General features: G+C 65.8%; 21 protein-coding genes and 1 pseudogene. 18 read left to right on the top strand and 4 right to left on the bottom strand.

What is annotated here, in order from left to right:
• Positions 1 to 47 precede the first annotated feature (47 nt).
• The 16 genes from CRO07_RS12050 to CRO07_RS11975 all read left to right on the top strand — a co-directional run bounded on the left by CRO07_RS12050 (position 48) and on the right by CRO07_RS11975 (position 15,001).
• Positions 48 to 914: a polyprenyl synthetase family protein gene (locus CRO07_RS12050; protein ID WP_176504569.1), complete on the top strand. Its 867-nt coding sequence runs from the start codon at positions 48 to 50 to the stop codon at positions 912 to 914.
• A 10-nt stretch (positions 915 to 924) separates the two neighbouring features.
• Positions 925 to 2,064 (top strand): methyltransferase, encoded by a 1,140-nt coding sequence (locus CRO07_RS12045; protein WP_097030934.1) that lies wholly within the window; start codon positions 925 to 927, stop codon positions 2,062 to 2,064.
• Between the two features lie 152 nt (positions 2,065 to 2,216).
• Entirely contained in the window at positions 2,217 to 3,173 is a 957-nt protein-coding gene (bchC, locus tag CRO07_RS12040) for a chlorophyll synthesis pathway protein BchC (protein WP_097030933.1), read from the top strand.
• The gene (locus CRO07_RS12035) at positions 3,170 to 4,171 is read left to right on the top strand and encodes a chlorophyllide a reductase iron protein subunit X (RefSeq protein ID WP_097030932.1); all 1,002 of its coding nucleotides are present in this window, start codon (positions 3,170 to 3,172) and stop codon (positions 4,169 to 4,171) included. The genes bchC and CRO07_RS12035 overlap by 4 nt, the downstream gene beginning before the upstream one ends.
• Positions 4,172 to 4,246: 75 nt before the next feature.
• Complete coding sequence (gene bchY, locus CRO07_RS12030) at positions 4,247 to 5,749, top strand: chlorophyllide a reductase subunit Y (protein WP_097030931.1); 1,503 nt, start codon at positions 4,247 to 4,249, stop codon at positions 5,747 to 5,749.
• Positions 5,749 to 7,218, top strand: a complete 1,470-nt coding sequence (bchZ, locus tag CRO07_RS12025; RefSeq protein ID WP_097030930.1) for a chlorophyllide a reductase subunit Z — start codon at positions 5,749 to 5,751, stop codon at positions 7,216 to 7,218. The genes bchY and bchZ overlap by 1 nt, the downstream gene beginning before the upstream one ends.
• Before the next feature lie 3 nt (positions 7,219 to 7,221).
• Entirely contained in the window at positions 7,222 to 7,455 is a 234-nt protein-coding gene (gene pufQ / locus CRO07_RS12020) for a cytochrome PufQ (RefSeq protein WP_097030929.1), read from the top strand.
• A 123-nt stretch (positions 7,456 to 7,578) separates the two neighbouring features.
• Complete coding sequence (gene pufB, locus CRO07_RS12015) at positions 7,579 to 7,728, top strand: light-harvesting antenna LH1, beta subunit (RefSeq protein WP_097030999.1); 150 nt, start codon at positions 7,579 to 7,581, stop codon at positions 7,726 to 7,728.
• Positions 7,729 to 7,741: 13 nt separating this feature from the next.
• A complete protein-coding gene (pufA, locus tag CRO07_RS12010) occupies positions 7,742 to 7,921 on the top strand; it encodes a light-harvesting antenna LH1, alpha subunit (protein ID WP_097030928.1) in 180 nt (59 codons plus the stop codon).
• Positions 7,922 to 8,046: 125 nt separating this feature from the next.
• The gene (gene pufL / locus CRO07_RS12005; RefSeq protein WP_097030927.1) at positions 8,047 to 8,895 is read left to right on the top strand and encodes a photosynthetic reaction center subunit L; all 849 of its coding nucleotides are present in this window, start codon (positions 8,047 to 8,049) and stop codon (positions 8,893 to 8,895) included.
• A complete protein-coding gene (gene pufM, locus CRO07_RS12000) occupies positions 8,888 to 9,814 on the top strand; it encodes a photosynthetic reaction center subunit M (protein ID WP_097030926.1) in 927 nt (308 codons plus the stop codon). The genes pufL and pufM overlap by 8 nt, the downstream gene beginning before the upstream one ends.
• Positions 9,815 to 9,826: 12 nt before the next feature.
• Complete coding sequence (gene pufX / locus CRO07_RS11995) at positions 9,827 to 10,075, top strand: RC-LH1 core complex protein PufX (RefSeq protein ID WP_097030925.1); 249 nt, start codon at positions 9,827 to 9,829, stop codon at positions 10,073 to 10,075.
• A 168-nt stretch (positions 10,076 to 10,243) separates the two neighbouring features.
• Positions 10,244 to 12,166, top strand: a complete 1,923-nt coding sequence (gene dxs / locus CRO07_RS11990; protein WP_097030924.1) for a 1-deoxy-D-xylulose-5-phosphate synthase — start codon at positions 10,244 to 10,246, stop codon at positions 12,164 to 12,166.
• A gap of 174 nt (positions 12,167 to 12,340) precedes the next feature.
• Complete coding sequence (locus CRO07_RS11985) at positions 12,341 to 12,994, top strand: protein-L-isoaspartate O-methyltransferase family protein (protein ID WP_097030923.1); 654 nt, start codon at positions 12,341 to 12,343, stop codon at positions 12,992 to 12,994.
• A gap of 45 nt (positions 12,995 to 13,039) precedes the next feature.
• Complete coding sequence (locus CRO07_RS11980) at positions 13,040 to 14,446, top strand: TolC family outer membrane protein (protein WP_097030922.1); 1,407 nt, start codon at positions 13,040 to 13,042, stop codon at positions 14,444 to 14,446.
• A 120-nt stretch (positions 14,447 to 14,566) separates the two neighbouring features.
• Positions 14,567 to 15,001 (top strand): hypothetical protein, encoded by a 435-nt coding sequence (locus CRO07_RS11975; RefSeq protein WP_097030921.1) that lies wholly within the window; start codon positions 14,567 to 14,569, stop codon positions 14,999 to 15,001.
• A 95-nt stretch (positions 15,002 to 15,096) separates the two neighbouring features.
• Here CRO07_RS11975 and CRO07_RS11970 read toward each other — a convergent pair whose 3' ends face one another.
• Positions 15,097 to 15,423: a DUF6280 family protein gene (locus CRO07_RS11970; RefSeq protein WP_011909033.1), complete on the bottom strand. Its 327-nt coding sequence runs from the start codon at positions 15,421 to 15,423 to the stop codon at positions 15,097 to 15,099.
• Positions 15,407 to 15,682 (bottom strand): hypothetical protein, encoded by a 276-nt coding sequence (locus CRO07_RS18720; RefSeq protein WP_204840013.1) that lies wholly within the window; start codon positions 15,680 to 15,682, stop codon positions 15,407 to 15,409. The genes CRO07_RS11970 and CRO07_RS18720 overlap by 17 nt, the downstream gene beginning before the upstream one ends.
• Between CRO07_RS18720 and efp the strand changes: the two genes are divergently transcribed.
• The gene (gene efp, locus CRO07_RS11965; protein WP_097030920.1) at positions 15,632 to 16,195 is read left to right on the top strand and encodes an elongation factor P; all 564 of its coding nucleotides are present in this window, start codon (positions 15,632 to 15,634) and stop codon (positions 16,193 to 16,195) included. The two genes, CRO07_RS18720 and efp, sit on opposite strands and share 51 nt — an antisense overlap.
• Positions 16,196 to 16,234: 39 nt before the next feature.
• Here the strand turns inward: efp and ygfZ are convergent, their stop codons facing one another.
• A complete protein-coding gene (gene ygfZ / locus CRO07_RS11960) occupies positions 16,235 to 16,993 on the bottom strand; it encodes a CAF17-like 4Fe-4S cluster assembly/insertion protein YgfZ (RefSeq protein ID WP_097030919.1) in 759 nt (252 codons plus the stop codon).
• Positions 16,983 to 18,756 (bottom strand): annotated as a pseudogene (locus tag CRO07_RS11955) (ABC transporter ATP-binding protein). The gene ygfZ and the pseudogene CRO07_RS11955 overlap by 11 nt, the downstream one beginning before the upstream one ends.
• Positions 18,757 to 19,022: 266 nt before the next feature.
• On the opposite strand from CRO07_RS11955, the gene CRO07_RS11950 reads away from it, so the two are divergent.
• Entirely contained in the window at positions 19,023 to 20,228 is a 1,206-nt protein-coding gene (locus CRO07_RS11950) for a pyridoxal-phosphate-dependent aminotransferase family protein (RefSeq protein ID WP_097030918.1), read from the top strand.
• The last annotated feature ends 7 nt before the right edge of the window (positions 20,229 to 20,235 follow it).

Raw genomic sequence — 20,235 nt, 5'->3', positions numbered from 1 at the left:
GCGGCGCGCGTAAGAGACGCGCCGTTGCTGTCGCTGAGAGGCATATCATGGCGTTTGACAAGCGGATAGAGGCGGCGATGGCAGCGGCCATTGCGCGCGGGCAAGGGTCCGAGGCGCCCTCGCGGCTGGCCTCGGCGCTGGAATATTCGGTGACGCCGGGCGGGGCGCGCATCCGGCCGACGCTGCTGCTGAGCGTGGCCACCGCCTGCGGCGACGACCGGCCCGAGCTGTCGGATGCCGCCGCGGTGGCGTTGGAGCTGATCCATTGCGCCAGCCTTGTGCATGACGACATGCCGTGTTTCGACGATGCCGAGATCCGTCGCGGCAAGCCGACCGTTCACCGCGCCTATTCCGAGCCGCTGGCGATTCTGACCGGTGACAGTCTGATCGTGATGGGATTCGAGGTTCTGGCGCGGGCGGGTCAGCACGATCCGCTGCGGGCGCTGCAACTGGTGACGGCGCTTGCGGTGCGCACGGGGATGCCGATGGGCATCTGCGCCGGGCAGGGCTGGGAAAGCGAGTCCGAGATCAACCTGTCGGCCTATCATCGCGCCAAGACCGGCGCCTTGTTCATTGCCGCGACTCAGATGGGCGCCATCGCCGCCGGCTATGAGCCCGAACCGTGGGAGGAGCTTGGCTCGCGGATCGGTGAGGCGTTCCAGGTGGCCGACGATCTGCGCGATGCCCTGTGCGATGCCGAGACGCTTGGCAAGCCTGCCGGTCAGGATGAGGTTCACCAACGCCCGAACGCGGTCCGCGAATATGGCGTGGACGGTGCGGCGCGGCGGCTGAAGGACATCCTTGGCGGTGCCATCGCCTCGATCCCGTCCTGTCCCGGCGAGGCGATGCTGGCCGAGATGGTCCGCCGCTATGCCGAAAAGATCGTGCCCGCGCAGGTTGCAAGCCGCGTCTGAAAGGACTGACATGAGCGCCCTTCGTCCCTCCGCCAGCGGGGGGTTCAGCCTGTCCCGTCTGGGGCTGCGCCTCGCAGGATCGCGCCGCTTCCAGTTGATCGCCGAGCGTATTCCGCTTCTGCGCCGCTTTGGCCGGCGCGAGGGGGATGCGCTGTTCGACATCGTGGCGGGGTTTGTTCATTCGCAGGTGCTGTATGCGCTGGTCGATCTGCGGGTGCTGCACATGGTGCAGCCGGGGCCGCAGACGGTGGCCGCGCTGGCGGCGAAGGCGGGCCTTTCGCCCGACCGGATGCAGCTTCTGTTGCAGGGCGGCGCGGCGCTGAAGCTGCTGAAACGTTGCCGCGACGGGCGCTTTGATCTGGCCACGCGCGGCGCGGCCTTTCTGGCGGTGCCGGGGCTTGAGGCGATGGTGGGGCATCATCATGTGCTGTATCGCGATCTTTCCGATCCGGTGGCCTTTCTGAAGGGCGAGACCGACCCCGATCTGGCGCGGTTCTGGCCCTATGTGTTCGGCGCGACCGGCGCGACCGACCCCGAGGTGACGGCGAAATATTCCCGGCTGATGACCGAAAGTCAGGGTCTGGTGGCCGAAGACACCCTGCGGCTGGTGGATCTGATGGGGGTCAGGCGGCTGATGGATGTGGGCGGCGGCGCCGGCGCCTTTCTGGGCGCGGTCGGCCGGGCCTATCCGCTGATCGAGGTGATGCTGTTCGATCTGCCGGTGGTGGTCGCCGCCGCCCCCGCCCGGCTTGAGGCTGAAGGGCTGGGCGGCCGTTTCACCGTTCACGGCGGCAGTTTCCGCGACGATCCGTTGCCCAAGGGGGCCGACGCGATCAGCCTGATCCGGGTGCTGTTCGACCATTCCGACGATACGGTGAAGCTGCTTCTGTCGCGCGTCTACGACGCCTTGCCGCCCGATGGCCGCATCATCATCGCCGAGCCGATGTCGGGCGGCGCCGCCCCCCACCGCGAAACCGATACCTATTTCGCCTTCTACACCGCGGCGATGCGGACCGGGCGCACCCGCTCGGCGGTGGAAATCGGTGAACTTCTCGCCGCGCAAGGTTTCACCGGGATCAAGACCTTCCCCGGCCCGCGGCCCTATGTCGCCAGCGCCATCACGGCGCTGCGGCCCTCGGCTGTGGCGTAAGGGGCGCGCAAGTGCAATTCGGACGCAGGGGATCACTGTCCAATTAAGTTGACACCCCTTGTTGTCCCTTTAAAGTTACACTTGAAGCGTCGATATAGACCGCCCGAGTCCCGCCGGGGCGCCGCGGTCGGAAGAGCGCAGGGGAAAACGCTGTGAGAACGACCGCCGTCATTTTGTCGGGTCCAAAAGACCTTGGTCTTCAGTCTGTTCAGTTGAACGAGCCCGCGCCGGGCGACATCGTGGTCGAGATTACCCATTCGGGAATTTCGACCGGCACCGAAAAACTGTTCTATACCGGACAGATGCCGCCGTTTCCGGGCATGGGCTATCCGCTGGTTCCGGGCTACGAGGCCGCGGGCGAGGTGGTCGAGGCCGCCCCCGACACCGGGTTCAAACCCGGTGACCGGGTGTTCGTGCCGGGGTCCAACTGCTTTGCCCCGACCGAGGCCGGGCCTGTCCGCGGGTTGTTCGGCGCGGCGACCAAGCGGCTGATCACACCGGCCCATCGCGCGGTGCGGATCGATCCGGCACTCGAGGCCGAAGGCGCGCTGCTGGCGCTGGCCGCCACCGCGCGTCATGCGTTGGCCGGGCTGAACAATGTGCTGCCCGATCTGATTGTGGGCCACGGCACGCTGGGCCGCCTGCTGGCGCGGCTGACCATCGCCGCGGGCGGCGAGCCGCCGGTGGTCTGGGAAACCAAGGCCGAGCGCCGCAAGCACGCGCAGGGCTACGAGGTGATCGACCCCGCGACCGACGAACGCCGGGACTACCGCTCGATCTATGATGCCTCGGGCGACCCGAAGCTGATCGACAGCCTTGTGATGCGGCTGGCCAAGGGTGGCGAGATCGTTCTGGCTGGTTTCTACACCGAACCTGTCGCCTTCACCTTCGTGCCCGCCTTCATGAAAGAGGCGCGCATCCGCATCGCCGCCGAGTGGCAGCCCGAGGATATGGTGGCGACCCGCGCGCTGATCGAGGGCGGCGCGCTGTCGCTGGCCAACCTGATTACCCACACAAGACCCGCGTCCGAGGCGCCCGAGGCTTATGCCACCGCCTTCAACGACCCGGACTGCCTGAAGATGATCCTGGACTGGAGGGCCACCGTATGACGGACGCACCCAACCTTAAAGAGTTCGATCAGCGGTTGCGCGACGAGGCGGCGGAAGAGCCGACGCTGGAAATCCCCCAGGGAGAGCCCACCAAAAAGACGCAGGTGATTGCGATCTACGGCAAGGGCGGCATCGGCAAAAGCTTCACGCTGGCCAACCTGTCCTACATGATGGCGCAGCTGGGCAAGCGCGTGCTGCTGATCGGTTGCGACCCGAAGTCGGACACGACCTCGCTCTTGTTCGGCGGCAAGGCTTGCCCGACGATCATCGAGACCTCGGCCAAGAAGAAGCTGGCCGGCGAAGAGGTCAAGATCGGTGACGTCTGCTTCAAGCGCGGCGGTGTCTTCGCGATGGAACTGGGCGGGCCGGAAGTCGGCCGCGGCTGCGGTGGGCGTGGCATCATCCACGGCTTTGAACTGCTCGAAAAGCTCGGGTTCCACGACTGGGACTTCGACTATGTGCTTCTGGACTTTCTGGGCGACGTGGTCTGCGGCGGCTTTGGCCTGCCGATCGCCCGCGACATGGCGCAGAAGGTGATCCTTGTCGGCTCGAACGACCTTCAGTCGCTGTATGTGACGAACAACGTCTGCTCGGCGGTGGAATATTTCCGCAAGATGGGCGGCAATGTCGGCGTGGCCGGCCTTGTCATCAACAAGGACGACGGCACCGGCGAGGCGAAGGCCTTTGCCGAAGCGGTGAACATCCCGATCCTTGCCACCATCCCGGCCGACGAGGAACTGCGCCGCAAATCCGCGAACTATCAGATCGTGGGCATCCCCGGCACCAAATGGGGGCCGCTGTTCGAGGGGCTGGCCCTTGCGGTGGGCGAGGCGCTGCCGGTCCGTCCGAAGCCGCTGACGCAGGACGGCCTGCTGGATCTGTTCACACCCGAAGCGGTGGGCGCGGATTTCGTGCTTGACCCCGCGACCGATGCGGACATGCGCGGCAAGAACGCCGTGGCGAAGAAATCGCTGGAAGTGATCTACGACGATGCTTGATCTTGCCGGTCTCGCCCGCCTCGACGAGGCGCTTGAGCAATTCGCGAAGCGCGAAAACCGCGCGACGAGGAAGAAATGACGGAATCCGCACCGATTGGCGCCCCCGAGGGCATGGGTTGCCATTCGGCGGCCGACATGGCCGCCGCCGCCAGTGCCGCGGGCAATGCCGAACTGATGGATCGCTTCAAGGCCGACTATCCGGTAGGCCCGCATGACAAACCGCAAAGCATGTGCCCGGCCTTTGGCAGCCTGCGCACCGGCTTGCGGATGCGGCGGGTGGCCACGATCATCTCGGGGTCGGCCTGCTGCACTTATGGATTGTCGTTCGTGTCGCACTTCTATGGCGCGCGGCGGTCGATCGGCTATGTGCCGTTCAACTCGGAATCGCTGGTGACGGGCAAGCTGTTCGAGGACATCCGCGAGGCGGTCCACGAAATGGCCGATCCGCAACGCTATGACGCGATTGTGGTGACGAACCTCTGCGTGCCGACCGCCTCGGGCGTGCCGCTGCGGCTTTTGCCGTCAGAGATCAACGGTGTGCGCGTGGTGGGGATCGACGTGCCGGGCTTTGGCGTGCCGACCCACGCCGAGGCCAAGGACGTCCTTGCTGGTGCCATGCTGAAATATGCCCGCGCCGAGGCCGAGGCCGGCCCGGTGCAGGCGCCCGTCTCGGGCCGGTCCGACCGGCCGACGGTTGCGCTGCTGGGCGAGATGTTCCCCGCCGATCCGGTGATGATCGGGGCGCTGCTGGCGCCTCTGGGTCTGGCCGCCGGCCCTGTGGTGCCCTGCCGTGACTGGCGCGAGCTTTATGCCGCGCTGGATTCGGGCGTGGCCGCCGCGATCCACCCGTTCTACACCGCATCCGTGCGCGAGTTTCAGGCCGCGGGCCGTGCCATCGTCGGCTCTGCCCCGGTGGGCCATGACGGCACCGCCGCCTGGCTTGCCGCGATCGGCGAGGCTTACGGCATCCCGGCCGAGCGGGTCGCCGCCGCGCAGAATGCCTTTCTGCCTGCGATCAAGGGCGCGCTGGCCGGTGCGCCGATCAAGGGCCGGATCACGCTGTCGGGCTATGAAGGTTCGGAATTGCTGGTCGCGCGTCTGCTGATCGAAAGCGGCGCCGATGTGCCCTATGTCGGCACCGCCGCGGGCAAGACCCCGTGGAGCGCGGCTGATCGCGACTGGCTGGAATCGAAAGGCGTGGTGGTGAAATACCGCGCCTCGCTGGAAGACGATCTGGCCGCGATGGAGGGGTTTGCCCCCGATCTTGCGATCGGCACGACGCCGGTGGTGCAGAAGGCCAAGGCGATGGGTCTGCCCTCGCTTTACTTCACCAACCTGATTTCGGCGCGGCCGCTGATGGGGCCGGCGGGGGCGGGAAGCCTTGCGCAGGTCATCAACGCCGCCATCGGCAACCGCGAGCGCATGGCAAAGATGAAGGCGTTCTTTGCCGGTGTGGGCGAGGGCGACACCGCGGGCATCTGGGAGGGTGCGCCGAATCTGCGCCCCGATTTCCGCGCCGCGCATCAGAAGAAGCTCGATAAGGCCGCCAAGGCCGCCAAGGCCGAGGAGATGATCTGATGCTGGTGCAGGATCATGACAGGGCAGGGGGCTACTGGGGCGCCGTCTATGCCTTCTGCGCGGTAAAGGGTTTGCAGGTGGTGATCGACGGCCCGGTGGGCTGCGAGAACCTGCCGGTGACCTCGGTGCTGCATTACACCGACGCGCTTCCCCCGCACGAGTTGCCGATCGTGGTGACCGGCCTTGGTGAAGACGAGATGAGCGAGGGCACCGAGGAATCGATGCGCCGCGCCTGGAAGGTGCTGGACCCGGCGCTGCCGGCCGTGGTGGTCACGGGCTCGATCGCCGAGATGATCGGCGGCGGCGTGACGCCGCAGGGCACCAACATCCAGCGATTCCTGCCCCGCACCATCGACGAGGATCAGTGGGAATGCGCCGACCGCGCGATGACCTGGATCTTCACCGAATTCGGGATGACCAAGGGTCGCATGCCGCCCGAAGCCAAGCGTCCCGAAGGCGCCAGGCCCCGGGTGAACATCCTGGGTCCGATGTATGGCGTCTTCAACATGGCGTCGGACCTGCATGAGATTCGTCGCCTTGTCGAAGGCATCGGCGCCGAAGTGAATATGGTGATGCCGCTTGGCGCGCATCTGGCCGAGATGCGACACTTGGTCAATGCCGATGCCAACATCGTCATGTATCGCGAATTCGGCCGCGGGCTGGCCGAGGTTCTGGGCAAACCCTACCTTCAGGCCCCCATCGGCGTGGAAAGCACGACCGCCTTCCTGCGGTCTCTGGGCGAGATTCTGGGCCTTGATCCCGAACCCTTCATCGAGCGCGAAAAGCACTCGACGCTGAAGCCGGTGTGGGATCTGTGGCGCAGTGTCACGCAGGACTTCTTCGGGACGGCCAATTTCGGCATCGTGGCGACCGAAACTTACGCAAGAGGGGTAAAAAACTACCTCGAAGGCGATCTCGGGCTGCCCTGTGCCTTTGCTGTGGCGCGCAAGAGGGGCACGAAGACGGACAATGATTCCGTGCGTGCGCTGATCCGCCAGCACCGTCCGCTCGTGATGATGGGCTCGATCAACGAGAAGATCTACCTGGCCGAGCTGAAGGCCGGCCATGGCCCGCAACCCTCTTTCATTGCAGCCTCTTTCCCGGGTGCGGCGATCCGGCGCGCTACCGGAACGCCCGTTATGGGGTATGCAGGTGCAACGTGGTTGCTTCAGGAAGTATGTAACGCCTTGTTCGACGCTTTGTTCCACATCCTGCCTCTGGGGACGGAAATGGACAGCGCCGCCGCCACGCCGACAACACTGCGCCGCGACTTCCCTTGGGATGCCGATGCGCAAGCGGCTCTGGACCGCATCGTAGAGGAGCATCCGGTTCTGACCCGGATCAGCGCCGCGCGGGCTTTGCGCGACGCCGCCGAAAAGGCTGCCCTCGATGCTGGCGCGGAGCGGGTCGTGAAGGAGACTGTCGAAGCCCTGCGTGGGCCGGGCTTCGGGGTGAAGAAGGGGGACTGAGAAATGAGCGATCATGCCGTCAACACGCCGGACCATGCCGCCAGGGCCCACGGGCACCGAGCACCGCGTGCCGAGTTCTATGTCTACTTCGCCGTTATTCTGATGGGGGCACTGCCGCTCGCCTTTGTGGGCTGGGTCATCTCTGCGATCCGCCACCAGAGGCTGCCGAAGCGCGGCCCCTTCGCGTCCGCTTGGTTCGATGCCAAGGCGATCACGCCGCTGATTTTCCGCGCCTGAAAAGGCTGCGGTCACGCCATTCGTCATCCCCAACGGGGTGACGGATTAATCGGGAGGGCATGGTGCCTTACCGTAACCCACGCCACCGACATGTGGCGTCAGTCCTACGATCCGGAGGATAGCATGGCTGATAAATCCGACCTGGGCTACACAGGTCTTACGGACGAGCAGGCGCAGGAATTGCACTCCGTCTACATGAGCGGTCTCTGGCTGTTCAGCGCGGTGGCGATCGTCGCCCACCTCGCCGTCTACATCTGGCGTCCGTGGCTCTGAGGAGATAAAGATCATGGCTAAGTTCTACAAAATTTGGATGATCTTCGACCCCCGCCGCGTGTTCGTGGCTCAGGGCGTGTTCCTGTTCCTGCTGGCGGTGATGATCCACCTCATCCTGCTCAGCACCCCCAGCTACAACTGGCTGGACATTGCGGCGGTCAAGTACGACCGCGTGCCGGTGGCGGCCGAGTAATCGGGACGACCCTCCGTCGCGGGCGGCACCCACCGCCCGCGACGATTCAAAGGTTCAGCCATTGAGACGGCTCTGCTTGGCGCGATCACGCGCCGGTCGGGCCGACTGCAAGCGGAGAGGGAAGCATGGCACTGCTCAGCTTCGAGCGAAAATATCGCGTGCCGGGGGGCACGCTGGTCGGCGGAAACCTGTTCGACTTCTGGGTCGGCCCTTTCTACGTCGGCTTTTTCGGGGTAGCGACTGTCTTCTTCGCGGCCCTCGGCATTCTTCTGATCGCCTGGGGTGCCGTGATTCAGGGCACCTGGAACCCCCAACTTATCTCGATCTACCCGCCGGCTCTTGAATACGGCCTCGGAGGTGCACCCCTCCGTGAAGGCGGGTTGTGGCAGATCATCACAGTCTGTGCCACAGGTGCCTTCGTCAGCTGGGCGCTGCGCGAAGTCGAAATCTGCCGTAAACTGGGCATCGGGTATCACATTCCGTTCGCCTTCTCGTTCGCCATCCTGGCCTACCTGACCCTGGTCCTGTTCCGGCCGGTGATGATGGGTGCCTGGGGCTATGCGTTCCCCTACGGGATCTGGACGCACCTCGACTGGGTGTCGAACACGGGCTACACCTACGGCAACTTCCACTACAACCCTGCCCACATGATCGCCATCTCGTTCTTCTTTACGAACGCGCTGGCTCTGGCGCTGCATGGCGCCCTGGTTCTGTCCGCCGCCAACCCCGAGAAGGGCAAGGAAATGCGGACTCCGGACCATGAGGACACGTTCTTCCGCGATCTCGTCGGTTACTCGATCGGGACGCTCGGGATCCACCGGCTCGGCCTGCTGCTGTCGCTCAGCGCCGTGTTCTTCAGTGCCCTCTGCATGATCGTCACCGGCACCATCTGGTTCGACGAATGGGCCACCTGGTGGCTGTGGTGGGTGGAACTGCCCTGGTGGGCGAACATCCCGGGAGGCATCAATGGCTGATTATCAGAACTTCTTCACTCAGGTGCAGGTCCGTGGACCTGCCGACCTGGGGATGACCGAAGATGTCAACCTTGCCAACCGTTCCGGCGTCGGCCCGTTCTCGGCCATCCTCGGCTGGTTCGGCAACGCCCAGCTCGGCCCGATCTATCTGGGTTCGCTTGGTGTGCTGTCGCTGTTCGCAGGCCTGATGTGGTTCTTCACCATCGGCGTCTGGTTCTGGTATCAGGCAGGATGGAACCCGGCCGTGTTCATGCGCGACCTGTTCTACTTCTCGCTTGAGCCGCCGGCACCGGAATACGGTCTGTCCTTCTCGGCTCCGCTGAAGGAAGGCGGGCTGTGGATGATCGCCTCGTTCTTCATGTTCGTGTCGGTCTGGGCCTGGTGGGGCCGCACCTATCTCCGCGCTCAGGCGCTTGGGATGGGCAAGCACGTCGCCTGGGCGTTCCTCTCGGCCATCTGGCTGTGGATGGTGCTGGGCTTCATCCGCCCGATCCTGATGGGGTCGTGGTCGGAAGCTGTCCCCTACGGCATCTTCTCGCACCTGGACTGGACGAACAACTTCTCGCTCACCCACGGCAACCTGTTCTACAACCCCTTCCACGGTCTCTCGATCGCCACGCTCTACGGTTCGGCCCTGCTGTTCGCCATGCACGGTGCGACCATCCTCGCGGTTTCCCGCTTCGGCGGCGAGCGCGAGCTGGAGCAGATCGCCGACCGCGGGACGGCAGCGGAACGTGCCGCCCTCTTCTGGCGGTGGACCATGGGCTTCAACGCCACGATGGAAGGTATCCACCGTTGGGCCATCTGGATGGCGGTCCTTGTGACCCTCACCGGCGGCATCGGCATCCTTCTCTCGGGCACTGTTGTGGACAACTGGTACGTCTGGGGCCAGAACCACGGCATGGCGCCGCTGAACTGAGGAGCGATCACAATGGCTGACAAGACCATCTTCAACGATCACCTCAACACCAACCCGAAGACCTCTCTTCGCCTCTGGGTCGCTTTCCAGATGATGAAGGGTGCGGGCTGGGCCGGCGGGATCTTCTTCGCGATCCTCATCGGTATCGGGATCTTCCGCGTCATCGGCCGTATGCTGCCGATCGAGGAAAACCCGGCCCCGGCGCCGAACATCACCGGCGCTCTGGAAACGGGTCTCGACCTGATCCAGCGGCTGGTCTGAGAACCGCCGCAGGGCAGGGCGGCCACGAAGCCGCCCGCCCACGAAATCCGGGCCATATCGCCGGTCCGGTTCCGGGGCGACACAGCCCGGTTCCCTTCCTGTTGGCGACAGGGACCTGGTGCCGTGTGGTAAACCACGCGGCACCCTTTTGACATTCGGGAGGCTTCTATGACCAATCCCACCCCGCGACCCGACACCCCTTTGTTGGATCGCGTGTGCTGCCCGGCCGATATCAAGGCGTTCTCTGACGACGACCTGAAGCGGCTGGCCGACGAAGTGCGTTCCGAGGTGATTTCGGTCGTTGCCGAGACGGGAGGACATCTTGGATCCTCGCTGGGGGTGGTCGAGCTGACCGTGGCGCTGCACGCGGTTTTCAACACGCCCACAGACAAGCTGATCTGGGACGTGGGCCACCAGTGCTATCCGCACAAGATCCTGACCGGCCGGCGCGAGGCGATGCGCACGCTGCGCCAGCAAAACGGCATTTCTGGCTTCACCAAACGGTCCGAGTCGGACTACGACCCGTTCGGTGCCGCCCATTCCTCGACCTCGATCTCGGCTGCGCTTGGCTTTGCGATGGGGCGTGAACTGGGTCAGCCCGTGGGCGACACCATTGCCGTGATCGGCGACGGCTCGATCACCGCGGGCATGGCCTATGAGGCGCTGAACCACGCGGGCCACCTGAACAAGCGCGTGTTCGTGATCCTGAACGACAATGACATGAGCATCGCGCCGCCGGTGGGGGCACTGGCGCGCTATCTGCTGAACCTGTCCTCATCCGCGCCCTTTGCCACGCTTGAGGCATCGTTGCCCGGGCCGCTGCGTGACGGCGCCCGGCGCGCGCGGCAACTGGTAACCGGAACCTCGGGCGGGGCCACGCTGTTCGAGGAGCTGGGCTTCACCTATGTCGGCCCGGTCGATGGCCACGACATGCCGTCGCTTTTGCAGACCCTGCGGGCCACGCGCGCCCGGACCACCGGGCCGGTGCTGATCCATGTCGTGACGAAGAAGGGCAAGGGCTATGCCCCGGCCGAAAATGCGCCCGACAAGTATCATGGCGTGAACAAGTTCGACCCGGTGACGGGCGAGCAGAAGAAATCGGTCGCCAACGCGCCGAACTATACCAAGGTGTTCGGCCAGACCCTGACGGACGAGGCCGCCCGCGATCCCCGGATCTGCGCCATCACCGCGGCGATGCCTTCGGGCACCGGCGTCGATATCATGCAGAAACGCTTTCCCAATCGCGTCTTTGACGTCGGCATCGCCGAACAGCATGCCGTGACCTTTGCCGCCGGCCTGGCGGGGGCGGGGATGAAGCCGTTCTGCGCGATCTATTCCTCTTTTCTGCAAAGGGGTTACGACCAGATTGCGCATGACGTGGCGCTTCAGAACCTGCCGGTGCGGTTCGTGATCGACCGCGCGGGTCTTGTCGGGGCGGATGGCGCCACCCATGCCGGTGCCTTCGATGTGGGCTTTCTGACCGCACTGCCCAACATGACCGTGATGGCCGCTGCCGACGAGGCCGAGCTTGTGCATATGATCGCGACCGCCGTCGCCTATGACGACGGCCCGATCGCCTTCCGTTTCCCGCGCGGCGAGGGCACCGGCGTCGAGATGCCGGACCGTGGCCGTGTGCTGGAACTTGGCCGTGGTCGCGTGATCCGCGAGGGCACGGATGTGGCGATCCTGTCGTTCGGCGCGCATCTGCACGAGTCGCTTCAGGCGGCGAAACTGCTGGAGGCCGAGGGCGTCAGCGTCACCGTTGCCGATGCGCGGTTCTCGCGGCCGCTTGATACGGATCTGATCGACCAGTTGGTGAAGAACCACGCCGCGCTGGTCACGATCGAGCAGGGGGCGATGGGTGGCTTTGGCGCCCATGTGATGCATTACCTTGCCAACAGCGGCCAGCTGGATGGCGGGCTTGCGCTGCGGGTGATGACGCTGCCGGACCGTTTCATCGAACAGGCCAGCCCCGAGCAGATGTATGCCGATGCCGGCATGCGGGCCGAGGATATCGCCGCCACCGTCAAGGGGGCGCTGGCCCGGGGGCGCATGATGCCGCGCGCGTCGGCCAAGCCGCGCGCGGTCTGAAACGGCGGGCAAACCGGCGGTCAGCGACGGGAAGGCGAGGGGAAACCCCAGCCTTTCGCCGTCTGCGTGCGCTCCACGACACGGCCGGGGAAAACCGCGCCCGCGGTCTGTTGCCGCGCCTGCCCAGTTGTGGCAAGAGGGTAAAGACTGTGGCAGCCTGAAGAGCTTGGGAAAATGACGGATTTCGCGACGCGGCGCGTGTTGATGGTGGATACGCAGATCCGGCCCTCGGACGTGACGAAATTTCCGATCATCGATGCGATGCTGGCCGTCCCGCGTGAGGTCTATGTTCCTCACGCCCTGCGTGAGCTCGCCTATATGAGCGAGAACCTTGCCGTCGCGTCGAACCGTGTCCTGCTGGAACCACGCACTTTTGCCAAGCTGCTGGATACGCTGAACATTCAGCCGTCCGAGTCGGTTCTGGATGTGGGCTGTGGCCTTGGCTATTCCTGCGCCGTGATCGCGCGCCTGGCCGAGGCGGTGGTGGGCGTCGAGGAAGACGCGGCGCTGGCCGCCGACGCGCAGCGCACGCTTTCGGCCGAAGGTGTGGACAATGCCGCCGTGATCGTCGCCCCGCTGACCGAGGGCGCGGCCAAGCACGGCCCCTATGATGTCATCACGCTTGAAGGTGCGGTGGAAACGGTTCCGCAGGCGCTGCTGGATCAGGTGAAAGAGGGCGGCCGGATCGGCTGCGTCTTCATGGAAGGTCCGCTGGGGGTCGCGCGGATCGGCTACAAGGTTGACGGCGCGATCACCTGGCGGCAGGTTTTCAACGCCACGGCCCCGGTTCTTCCCGGCTTCGAGGTAAAGCGCAGTTTCGCGCTGTGACGAGTATCCTGACACACAGGCAATAATCGAGCATTGGAGAACTAGATGCGCAAGCTCAGACTGTTGGCCGCCGCGACCTGTTCGGCCGTGGCCCTTCTGACCGGCGCGGCGGCCCAGGCCGAGACACTGACGGATGCCCTGATCTCGGCCTATCGCAACAGCAACCTTCTGGACCAGAACCGGGCACTTCTGCGGGCGACCGATGAAGATGTGGCCGTGGCGGTTTCGGCGTTGCGGCCGGTGGTGCAGTTCGTGGCGCAATCCACCTACAATTTCCAGCGCCTTCACGGCCCGGTGGCATCGTTGGACCTGTCGGTAGGTGAGCGGGGCAACACCGAGTCGCTGTCGTCCTCGGTTGGCATCACCGCTTCGATGACGCTGTTCGATTTCGGCCGCAACCGGCTGGCGGTCGAAGCCGCGAAGGAAAACGTGCTCGCCACCCGTGAGGCGCTGATCAATGTCGAACAGAACGTGCTGCTCGATGCGGTCGATGCCTATGTGCAGGTGCGGCTGGCGCAGTCGATCGTTGATCTGCGGCGCAGCAACCTCAGCCTGATCGAGCAGGAGCTTCAGGCGGCGCAGGACCGCTTTGACGTGGGCGAGGTGACGCGGACCGACGTGGCACAGGCGCAGGCGGCACTTGCGGCCTCGCGGTCGAACCTGACCAGCGCCGAGGGCGATCTGACCGTCGCGCGCGAGGCCTATAAGGCCGCGATCGGCCATTATCCCAGCGATCTGAAGGCGTTGCCGTCGGCCCCGCGCACGGCTGACAGCCTGGACGCCGCCCGGCAGGTTGCGCTGCGGGGCCATCCTTCGGTGCGTCAGGCCCAGCGTCAGGTGGCTGCGGCGGATCTGAACGTGGCGCGTGCCAAGGCGGCGATGCGGCCCACACTCAGCGGCGATGCCAGTGTCGGGCTGGACGAGTCGGGTCAGGAAACGGCCTCGGTCGGGCTTAGCCTGCGGCAGACGCTGTATTCCGGCGGGCAGCTTTCGGCGCTGTATCGTCAGTCGCTGGCAAACCGTGATGCGCAAAAGGCCAACCTGCTTCAGACCGGCGTTCTGATTGGCCAGAATGTGGGCATTGCATGGTCGACGGTGCAGGTGGCCAGCGCCGCCATCGCTGCCGGCACCGAAGAGGTGCGGGCCGCCCGCACCGCCTTTGAAGGTGTGCGCGAAGAGGCGACGCTGGGCGCGCGGACCACGCTGGATGTGCTGAACGCCGAACAGGATCTGCTGGATGCGCAGGCCGACCGGCTGACCGCCGAGGCGCAGCGTTATGTCGGGATCTATCAGGTTCTGTCCTCGATGGGTCTGCTGACGGTCGAGCATTTGAACCTCGGCATCCCGACCTATGATCCGGCCGCCTATTACAACGCGGTGAAGAACGCCCCGGCGACCAGCTCGCAGGGGCGCAGGCTGGACCGCGTGCTTCAGTCCATCGGGCGCGACTAAGGCCTTCGATCAGCGTGGCGGGGGGCCGGCCTTGCGCCGGCCTTCTGCTTTTCGGGTGGGAACTTGTGCCCTCTGCCCTGCGCCCCTAAACTGCCGCCACTGTCCTGACCCGAGTCCCCGATGTCTGAACGCATGACCAATGTCGACTATGGCGATGTCCTCTCATCGATCCGCCGTCTGGTGGAACAGGAAGGCAGCGTCGCCGCGGGTGAGGCGGTGGGGGCGGTGCCGTTGGTGCTGACACCCGCGCTGCGCGTGGCCGATTCGGGGCCGCCTGCGCCCTTCGTCGAGGTCGAAGCCGAGGGCTGGCCGCGCATCGTTGCAGATCCGCCCGCAGGCAGCCCCGCCGATGACGCGGCAGAAGCCGAGGCGATCGCCCGTATCATGGCCGCCGACCAAGGCCCGGCGTCCGGTGAACCGCATCTGCGCGATCTGGTGCGCGAGGTGGTGCGCGAGGAATTGCAGGGCGCGATGGGCGAACGGATCACCCGCAACCTTCGCAAACTGATCCGCGCCGAGATTCACCGCGCGCTTCTGACCCGCGATCTGAACTGATCCGCAGCAGGGGCCGCCTGCTGTCATCGCGGCATGGCGCAGAAATGGAAAACGCGCCCCGAAGGGCGCGCTGTTCCGTTCGGCCGCGGATGCGATCAGGCGGCTTCCGCCTGATCCAGTTCCAGCGCATGCCGACGCTCGCTCTCTTCGCGCGACAGCGCGACCGAGGTGCGGATGCCTTTCGACACGAATTCCATCAGCCCCTTGACCACCCGTTCGTTCGGGTCGATGCCGGCGCAGGACAGGACTTCGCGCCCGTCGCGCGAACGCGCCCAGCGGGCGATCTGTTCCGGCCCGTTCCCATACTTCTTGTCGTCCGCGATGGCGTCGTCCAACGCGGCCAGCACCACAGCGGCGAACAGTTTTCGGGCACGTTGCCCCTGTTCGAAGTTGAAAGCGGTGCTGTCAATGAAATCGGCCATGAGGTTGTCCTGTTCTTGCTCTTTTCTCTTGCGGCGTCTGGCGAATATGCATACCGCCGCACGATTCGGCATTTCCTGTTTGGAATGACAGCCATGCACGCAGCGCATGGCGCACACGAAGTGCCACCGTATCTTGAGGCATTGCCGCCCGTTCCGGCAACATATATAGCGAAGGTTCGCCACCGATCAAGGTTTTGCCGGGGACCACATGCCGAAGATTAACGGAAATGAAATAAAGCCGGGGTTCATCCTTGAACATGATGCCGGGTTGTGGGCCGCGGTGAAGGTCAACCATGTGAAACCAGGCAAGGGCGGGGCCTTTGCGCAGGTCGAGTTGAAGAACCTACGCGACGGGCGCAAGCTGAACGAACGCTTCCGTTCGGAAGACAAGGTAGAGCGGGTCGAGCTTGAGAACAAGGACCAGCAGTTCCTGTATGAAACCGACGGCCGGCTGATCTTCATGGATGCCGAGACCTTCGAGCAGGTCGAGATCGACGCCGAGCTTCTGGGCGAGCGTCGGCCCTTCCTTCAGGACGGCATGACCGCGACGGTGAACTATTACGGCGACGAGGCGCTGAACGTGACGCTTCCGCCGAAAGTCCGTTGCCGCGTGGTCGAGACCGAGCCGGTGGTCAAGGGCCAGACCGCCGCCAACAGCTACAAGCCGGCGATTCTGGACAACGGCGTGCGGCTGATGGTGCCGCCCTTTGTCGGCCCGGATGAGGACATCATCGTTCACACCGAACTGATGGAATATTCGGAACGCGCCTGACGGGGGCGCCCGGCGGGGACAGCCCTCGCCGCGCCGCCTTTATTCGGCAAGATGAAGGGTGGCGTCGCCGGCCCGCATCTCGCCTTCGGCGCGATCAAACCGCAGATGGGCAAGGGCAAAGCCGCCCGCGCGGGTAAACAGCGTGCCGGCGGGCTTGCCGTCGGCGGTGATCTCGGCGCCCACCGGGGCCTCGCCCGCGATACGGACCCTGGCCAGCCCTTTGCGCAATTCGGTCTTGTGTTTCATCCGGGCGGTCACCTCTTGCCCGACATAACAGCCCTTGCGGAAATCGACGCCGTGCAGACGTTCGAAGCCGTGTTCCAGAATGTAGCTGTCGTCCGGGATCAGCTCGATCCCGCTTTCGGGGATCAGATGGGTCACCCGGATCGCGTCCCAGTCGATGACGGGCGCCCCCCCCGGCAGCCCATAGCCGCGCCACCCCAGCGCCGGATGGCGGGGATCGGGCAGGGCGCCCGCGGGCGGGGGTTCCAGACCGCGCACCACCGAAAGCGCGCTTTCGCTGATCTGCACATCGGCGCGCAGTTTATACATGCTCAGCCGCCGCACCGTCGCCTCGGCCAGACCGGCGGCGATGTCCAGAAACAGCCGCCCGCCGCTGCGGACCACAAAGAAATCGGCCAGATACTTGCCCTGCGGCGACAGAAGTGCAGCCCAGACGATGCCATCCGCGCCGTCCAGCGGGCGCATGTCGTTGGTGGTCAGCCCTTGGAGGAAATGCAGGCAGTCCTTGCCGGTCAGGTCGAACAGCTTGCGGTCGGTCGCGATCTCAGCCGGCATCGGTGCCCTTCTCTCTGAACTGAAGCCGGTAAAGGTCGGCGTACAGTCCGCCCCGCGCCAGCAATTCATCATGCGTGCCCTGATCGACCACGCGGCCGGCCTCCATCACGATGATGCGGTCGGCCTGCTGCACCGTCGACAGCCGGTGCGCGATCACCAGTGTCGTGCGCCCCTCGCCCAACTGCAAGAGCGCCTCGGCCACCAGCGCCTCGGATGCCGCATCCAGCGCCGAGGTCGCCTCATCCAGCAGCAGAACCGGCGCGTCCGACACCAGCGCCCGCGCGATCGCCACCCGTTGCCGCTGCCCGCCCGACAGCCGAGAGCCGCGCGGGCCGGCCGGCGTCAGGTCACGATCGGGCAGATCGTCGGTGAAATCCACGACATGCGCCGCCGTCAGCGCGTCGCGCAGTCGGTCGGCGGGGATGTCGCGGCCAAGGGTGACGTTTTCGCGGATCGTTTCGTCGAACAGGCCCGCTTCTTGCGACACAACGGCGAACTGGGCGCGCAGATCGGTCAGCGCAAGGTCGGCGGTGTCCACCCCATCCAGCAGGATCCGCCCCGAAGACGGCTCGACCAGCCCGGTCAGCAGGTGAAACACCGTGCTTTTCCCCGCGCCGGACGGCCCCACCAGCGCCGTCATCCGCCCGGCCCGGGCCGTGAACGACAGCCCGTTCAGCACCGGCTGATCGTCATAGCCGAAGCGCACGTCGCTGAACACGATCTCGGGCGTGCCGGGGCGGGGCAGGGCGCTGGCCGGGCGGCGGGTCACCAGCGGTTCGGTGTCAAACAGCCGGAAGATCCGTTCAAGGCTGGCGGCCGCGGTCTGCCAGTAGCCGCTCAGGTCGCCCAGCCGGCGCATCGGCTGAAACGTCAGCGCCATGGCGGTGAAGAACGACATGAACTCGCCCACCGTGCGCTCGCCCGAGGCGATGTCGCGCCCGCCCAGCAGCAGCACGGCAAAAAAGCCCAGCCCGGTGATGACGTCGATCAGTGCCGGAATGGTGGCGCGGCCGACCGCCATCCGGGTCTCGCCGCGCACGATGCTGGCCACGATCCGGCGGAAGCGGTCCAGTTGATAGTTTTCCATCCGGTTCAGCTTGATCGGCTGGACGCCGTGAAAGATCTCGTCCAGCCGGGTCGAGCGGTCGCCGGCCTGTTCCCGCATCTGCCCGGTCTTGCGCCGCAGATAGCGTTGGACCACCACCGCCGGCAGAAATCAGCAGCGGTGCCGCGATCAGCGCGGCAAAGGTCCAGCCCACGTCGATCGACAGCGCGACCGCAAACAGCCCCACCAGCGCCACGACATCGCGCCCCATGCCAAGGATCAGGCTGGACCACACCCCCTGCACGGCGGTGGTGTCGCCCTGAACCCGTTCCATCAGCGCGCCGGGCGGGTTCTTCTGAAAGAACCCGTGATCAAGCGTCAGGATATGGCGCAGAAGGTCGGCCTGCATCGCGGTCGAGCTTTTCAGCGCGACCCGCGTCAGCAGCGTCTTGGACGCGACCGAGGTGACCGCCCGCATCACGAAAAGCCCAAGGATCGCAAGGCCTACAAGGATCAAGAGCCCCTCGCCGCCGGGGGCGAACACGCGGTCGAACAGCGGCTGGATCAGCCATGACAACGCGCCCAGCGTGCTGCCCTCGATCACGTTCAGCGCGAAGGCCGCGGCCATGGTGGGGGTGTGCCGCCGCAGATAACCGTGCCAAAGCCGCCCGAACAGGCGACCAGAGGAATAACGGGGATCTGTCGGCTGGCGGGGCAAGGTGGCCTCGGACGCGTGGGGTCGGATGGGTCTAGCGCGAAAGCCTTGCGGGCCGCAAGGCAGGGGTCGGGCATTGGCATTGGCGCGGGGGGCGGCCAAGGTTGGCGGGGCGAACCCGATCCGTGATGCAGGCGCCCGCGCCTGATCGGCAGGCGTCCCGGGTGGCGGGTTGGGGCCAGCGCCCCGGCCCGCCTTTCCCCCGTGCGCGACCGATTGACCCGCCCGGTCCGCGGGCGTAGCCAAGATCGATCAGCCCGGAGTTTCCCATGTCGCTTTCGCACGGCCGCCCTTATCTTGCCATCCCCGGACCCTCGGCCATGCCCGACCGGGTGCTGAATGCCATGCATCGCGCGGCGCCCAATATCTATGAGGGCGAGCTGCATGCACTGGTGGCCAGCCTTTGGCCCGACCTGCGCAAGGTGGCGGGCACAAAGGATCATGTGGCGCTTTACATCGCCAACGGCCATGGCGCGTGGGAGGCGGCGAATGCCAATCTGTTCAGCCGTGGCGACCGCGCGCTGGTTCTGGTGACGGGCCGCTTTGGCGAAGGCTGGGCCGCCAGCGCCCGCGCGATGGGGGTTGATGTCGAGGTGATCGACTTCGGCAAGTCGGCCCCCGCCGATCCGGCGCGGCTGGAACAGGCGCTGCGCGCCGATGGGGGGCATCGGATCAAGGCGGTTCTTGTCACCCATGTCGATACCGCGACCTCGATCCGCAACGATGTGGCCGCGCTGCGGGCCGCGATCGATGCGGCGGGGCATCCGGCGCTGCTGGCGGTGGATTGCATCGCCTCGCTTGCATGCGATGAATACCGGATGGACGAGTGGGGCGCGGATGTGACCGTCTCGGCCAGCCAGAAGGGGTTGATGACGCCGCCCGGTCTGGGGTTCGTGTGGTTTTCCGACCGGGCGCGCGACCGCTGCCGCGGCAGCGATCTGCGCACGCCCTATTGGGATTGGACGACGCGCAGCTTCGGGACCGAGTTCTGGCAGCATTTCTGCGGCACGGCGCCCACCCATCACCTTTATGGCCTGCGCGCGGCGCTGGACATGATCCTTGAGGAAGGGCTGCCCGCGGTCTGGGCCCGACATGATGCGCTGGCCCGTGCAGTCTGGACCGCCTTCGACCATTGGGGGCAGGGAAACCCTGAAATCGCGCTGAACGTCACCGATCCCGCGCATCGCGGGCGGTCGGTCACGGCGGCGCGGCTGGGGGCGCCCCATGCGACGCGGCTGCGCGACTGGACCGAACGCCATGCCGGGGTGACGCTTGGCATCGGTCTGGGCATGGCCGCCCCGTCCGATCCGGCCTATCACGGCTTTCTGCGGGTTGCGCATATGGGCCATGTGAATGCCCACATGACCCTTGGCGCGCTGGCGGTGATCGAGGCGGGCCTGTCGGCACTGGCGATCCCGCACGGGGCGGGCGCGCTGGCCGCCGCCGCATCCGTGGTGGGGGCTGCTGCGGCCTGACCGCCGC

It is taken from the genome of Cereibacter ovatus (assembly GCF_900207575.1).
GTDB classification, from domain to species: Bacteria; Pseudomonadota; Alphaproteobacteria; order Rhodobacterales; family Rhodobacteraceae; genus Cereibacter_A; species Cereibacter_A ovatus.
The sequence above is the reverse complement of the archived record's forward strand: the minus strand, read 5'-3'. Positions and strand labels throughout refer to the sequence as shown.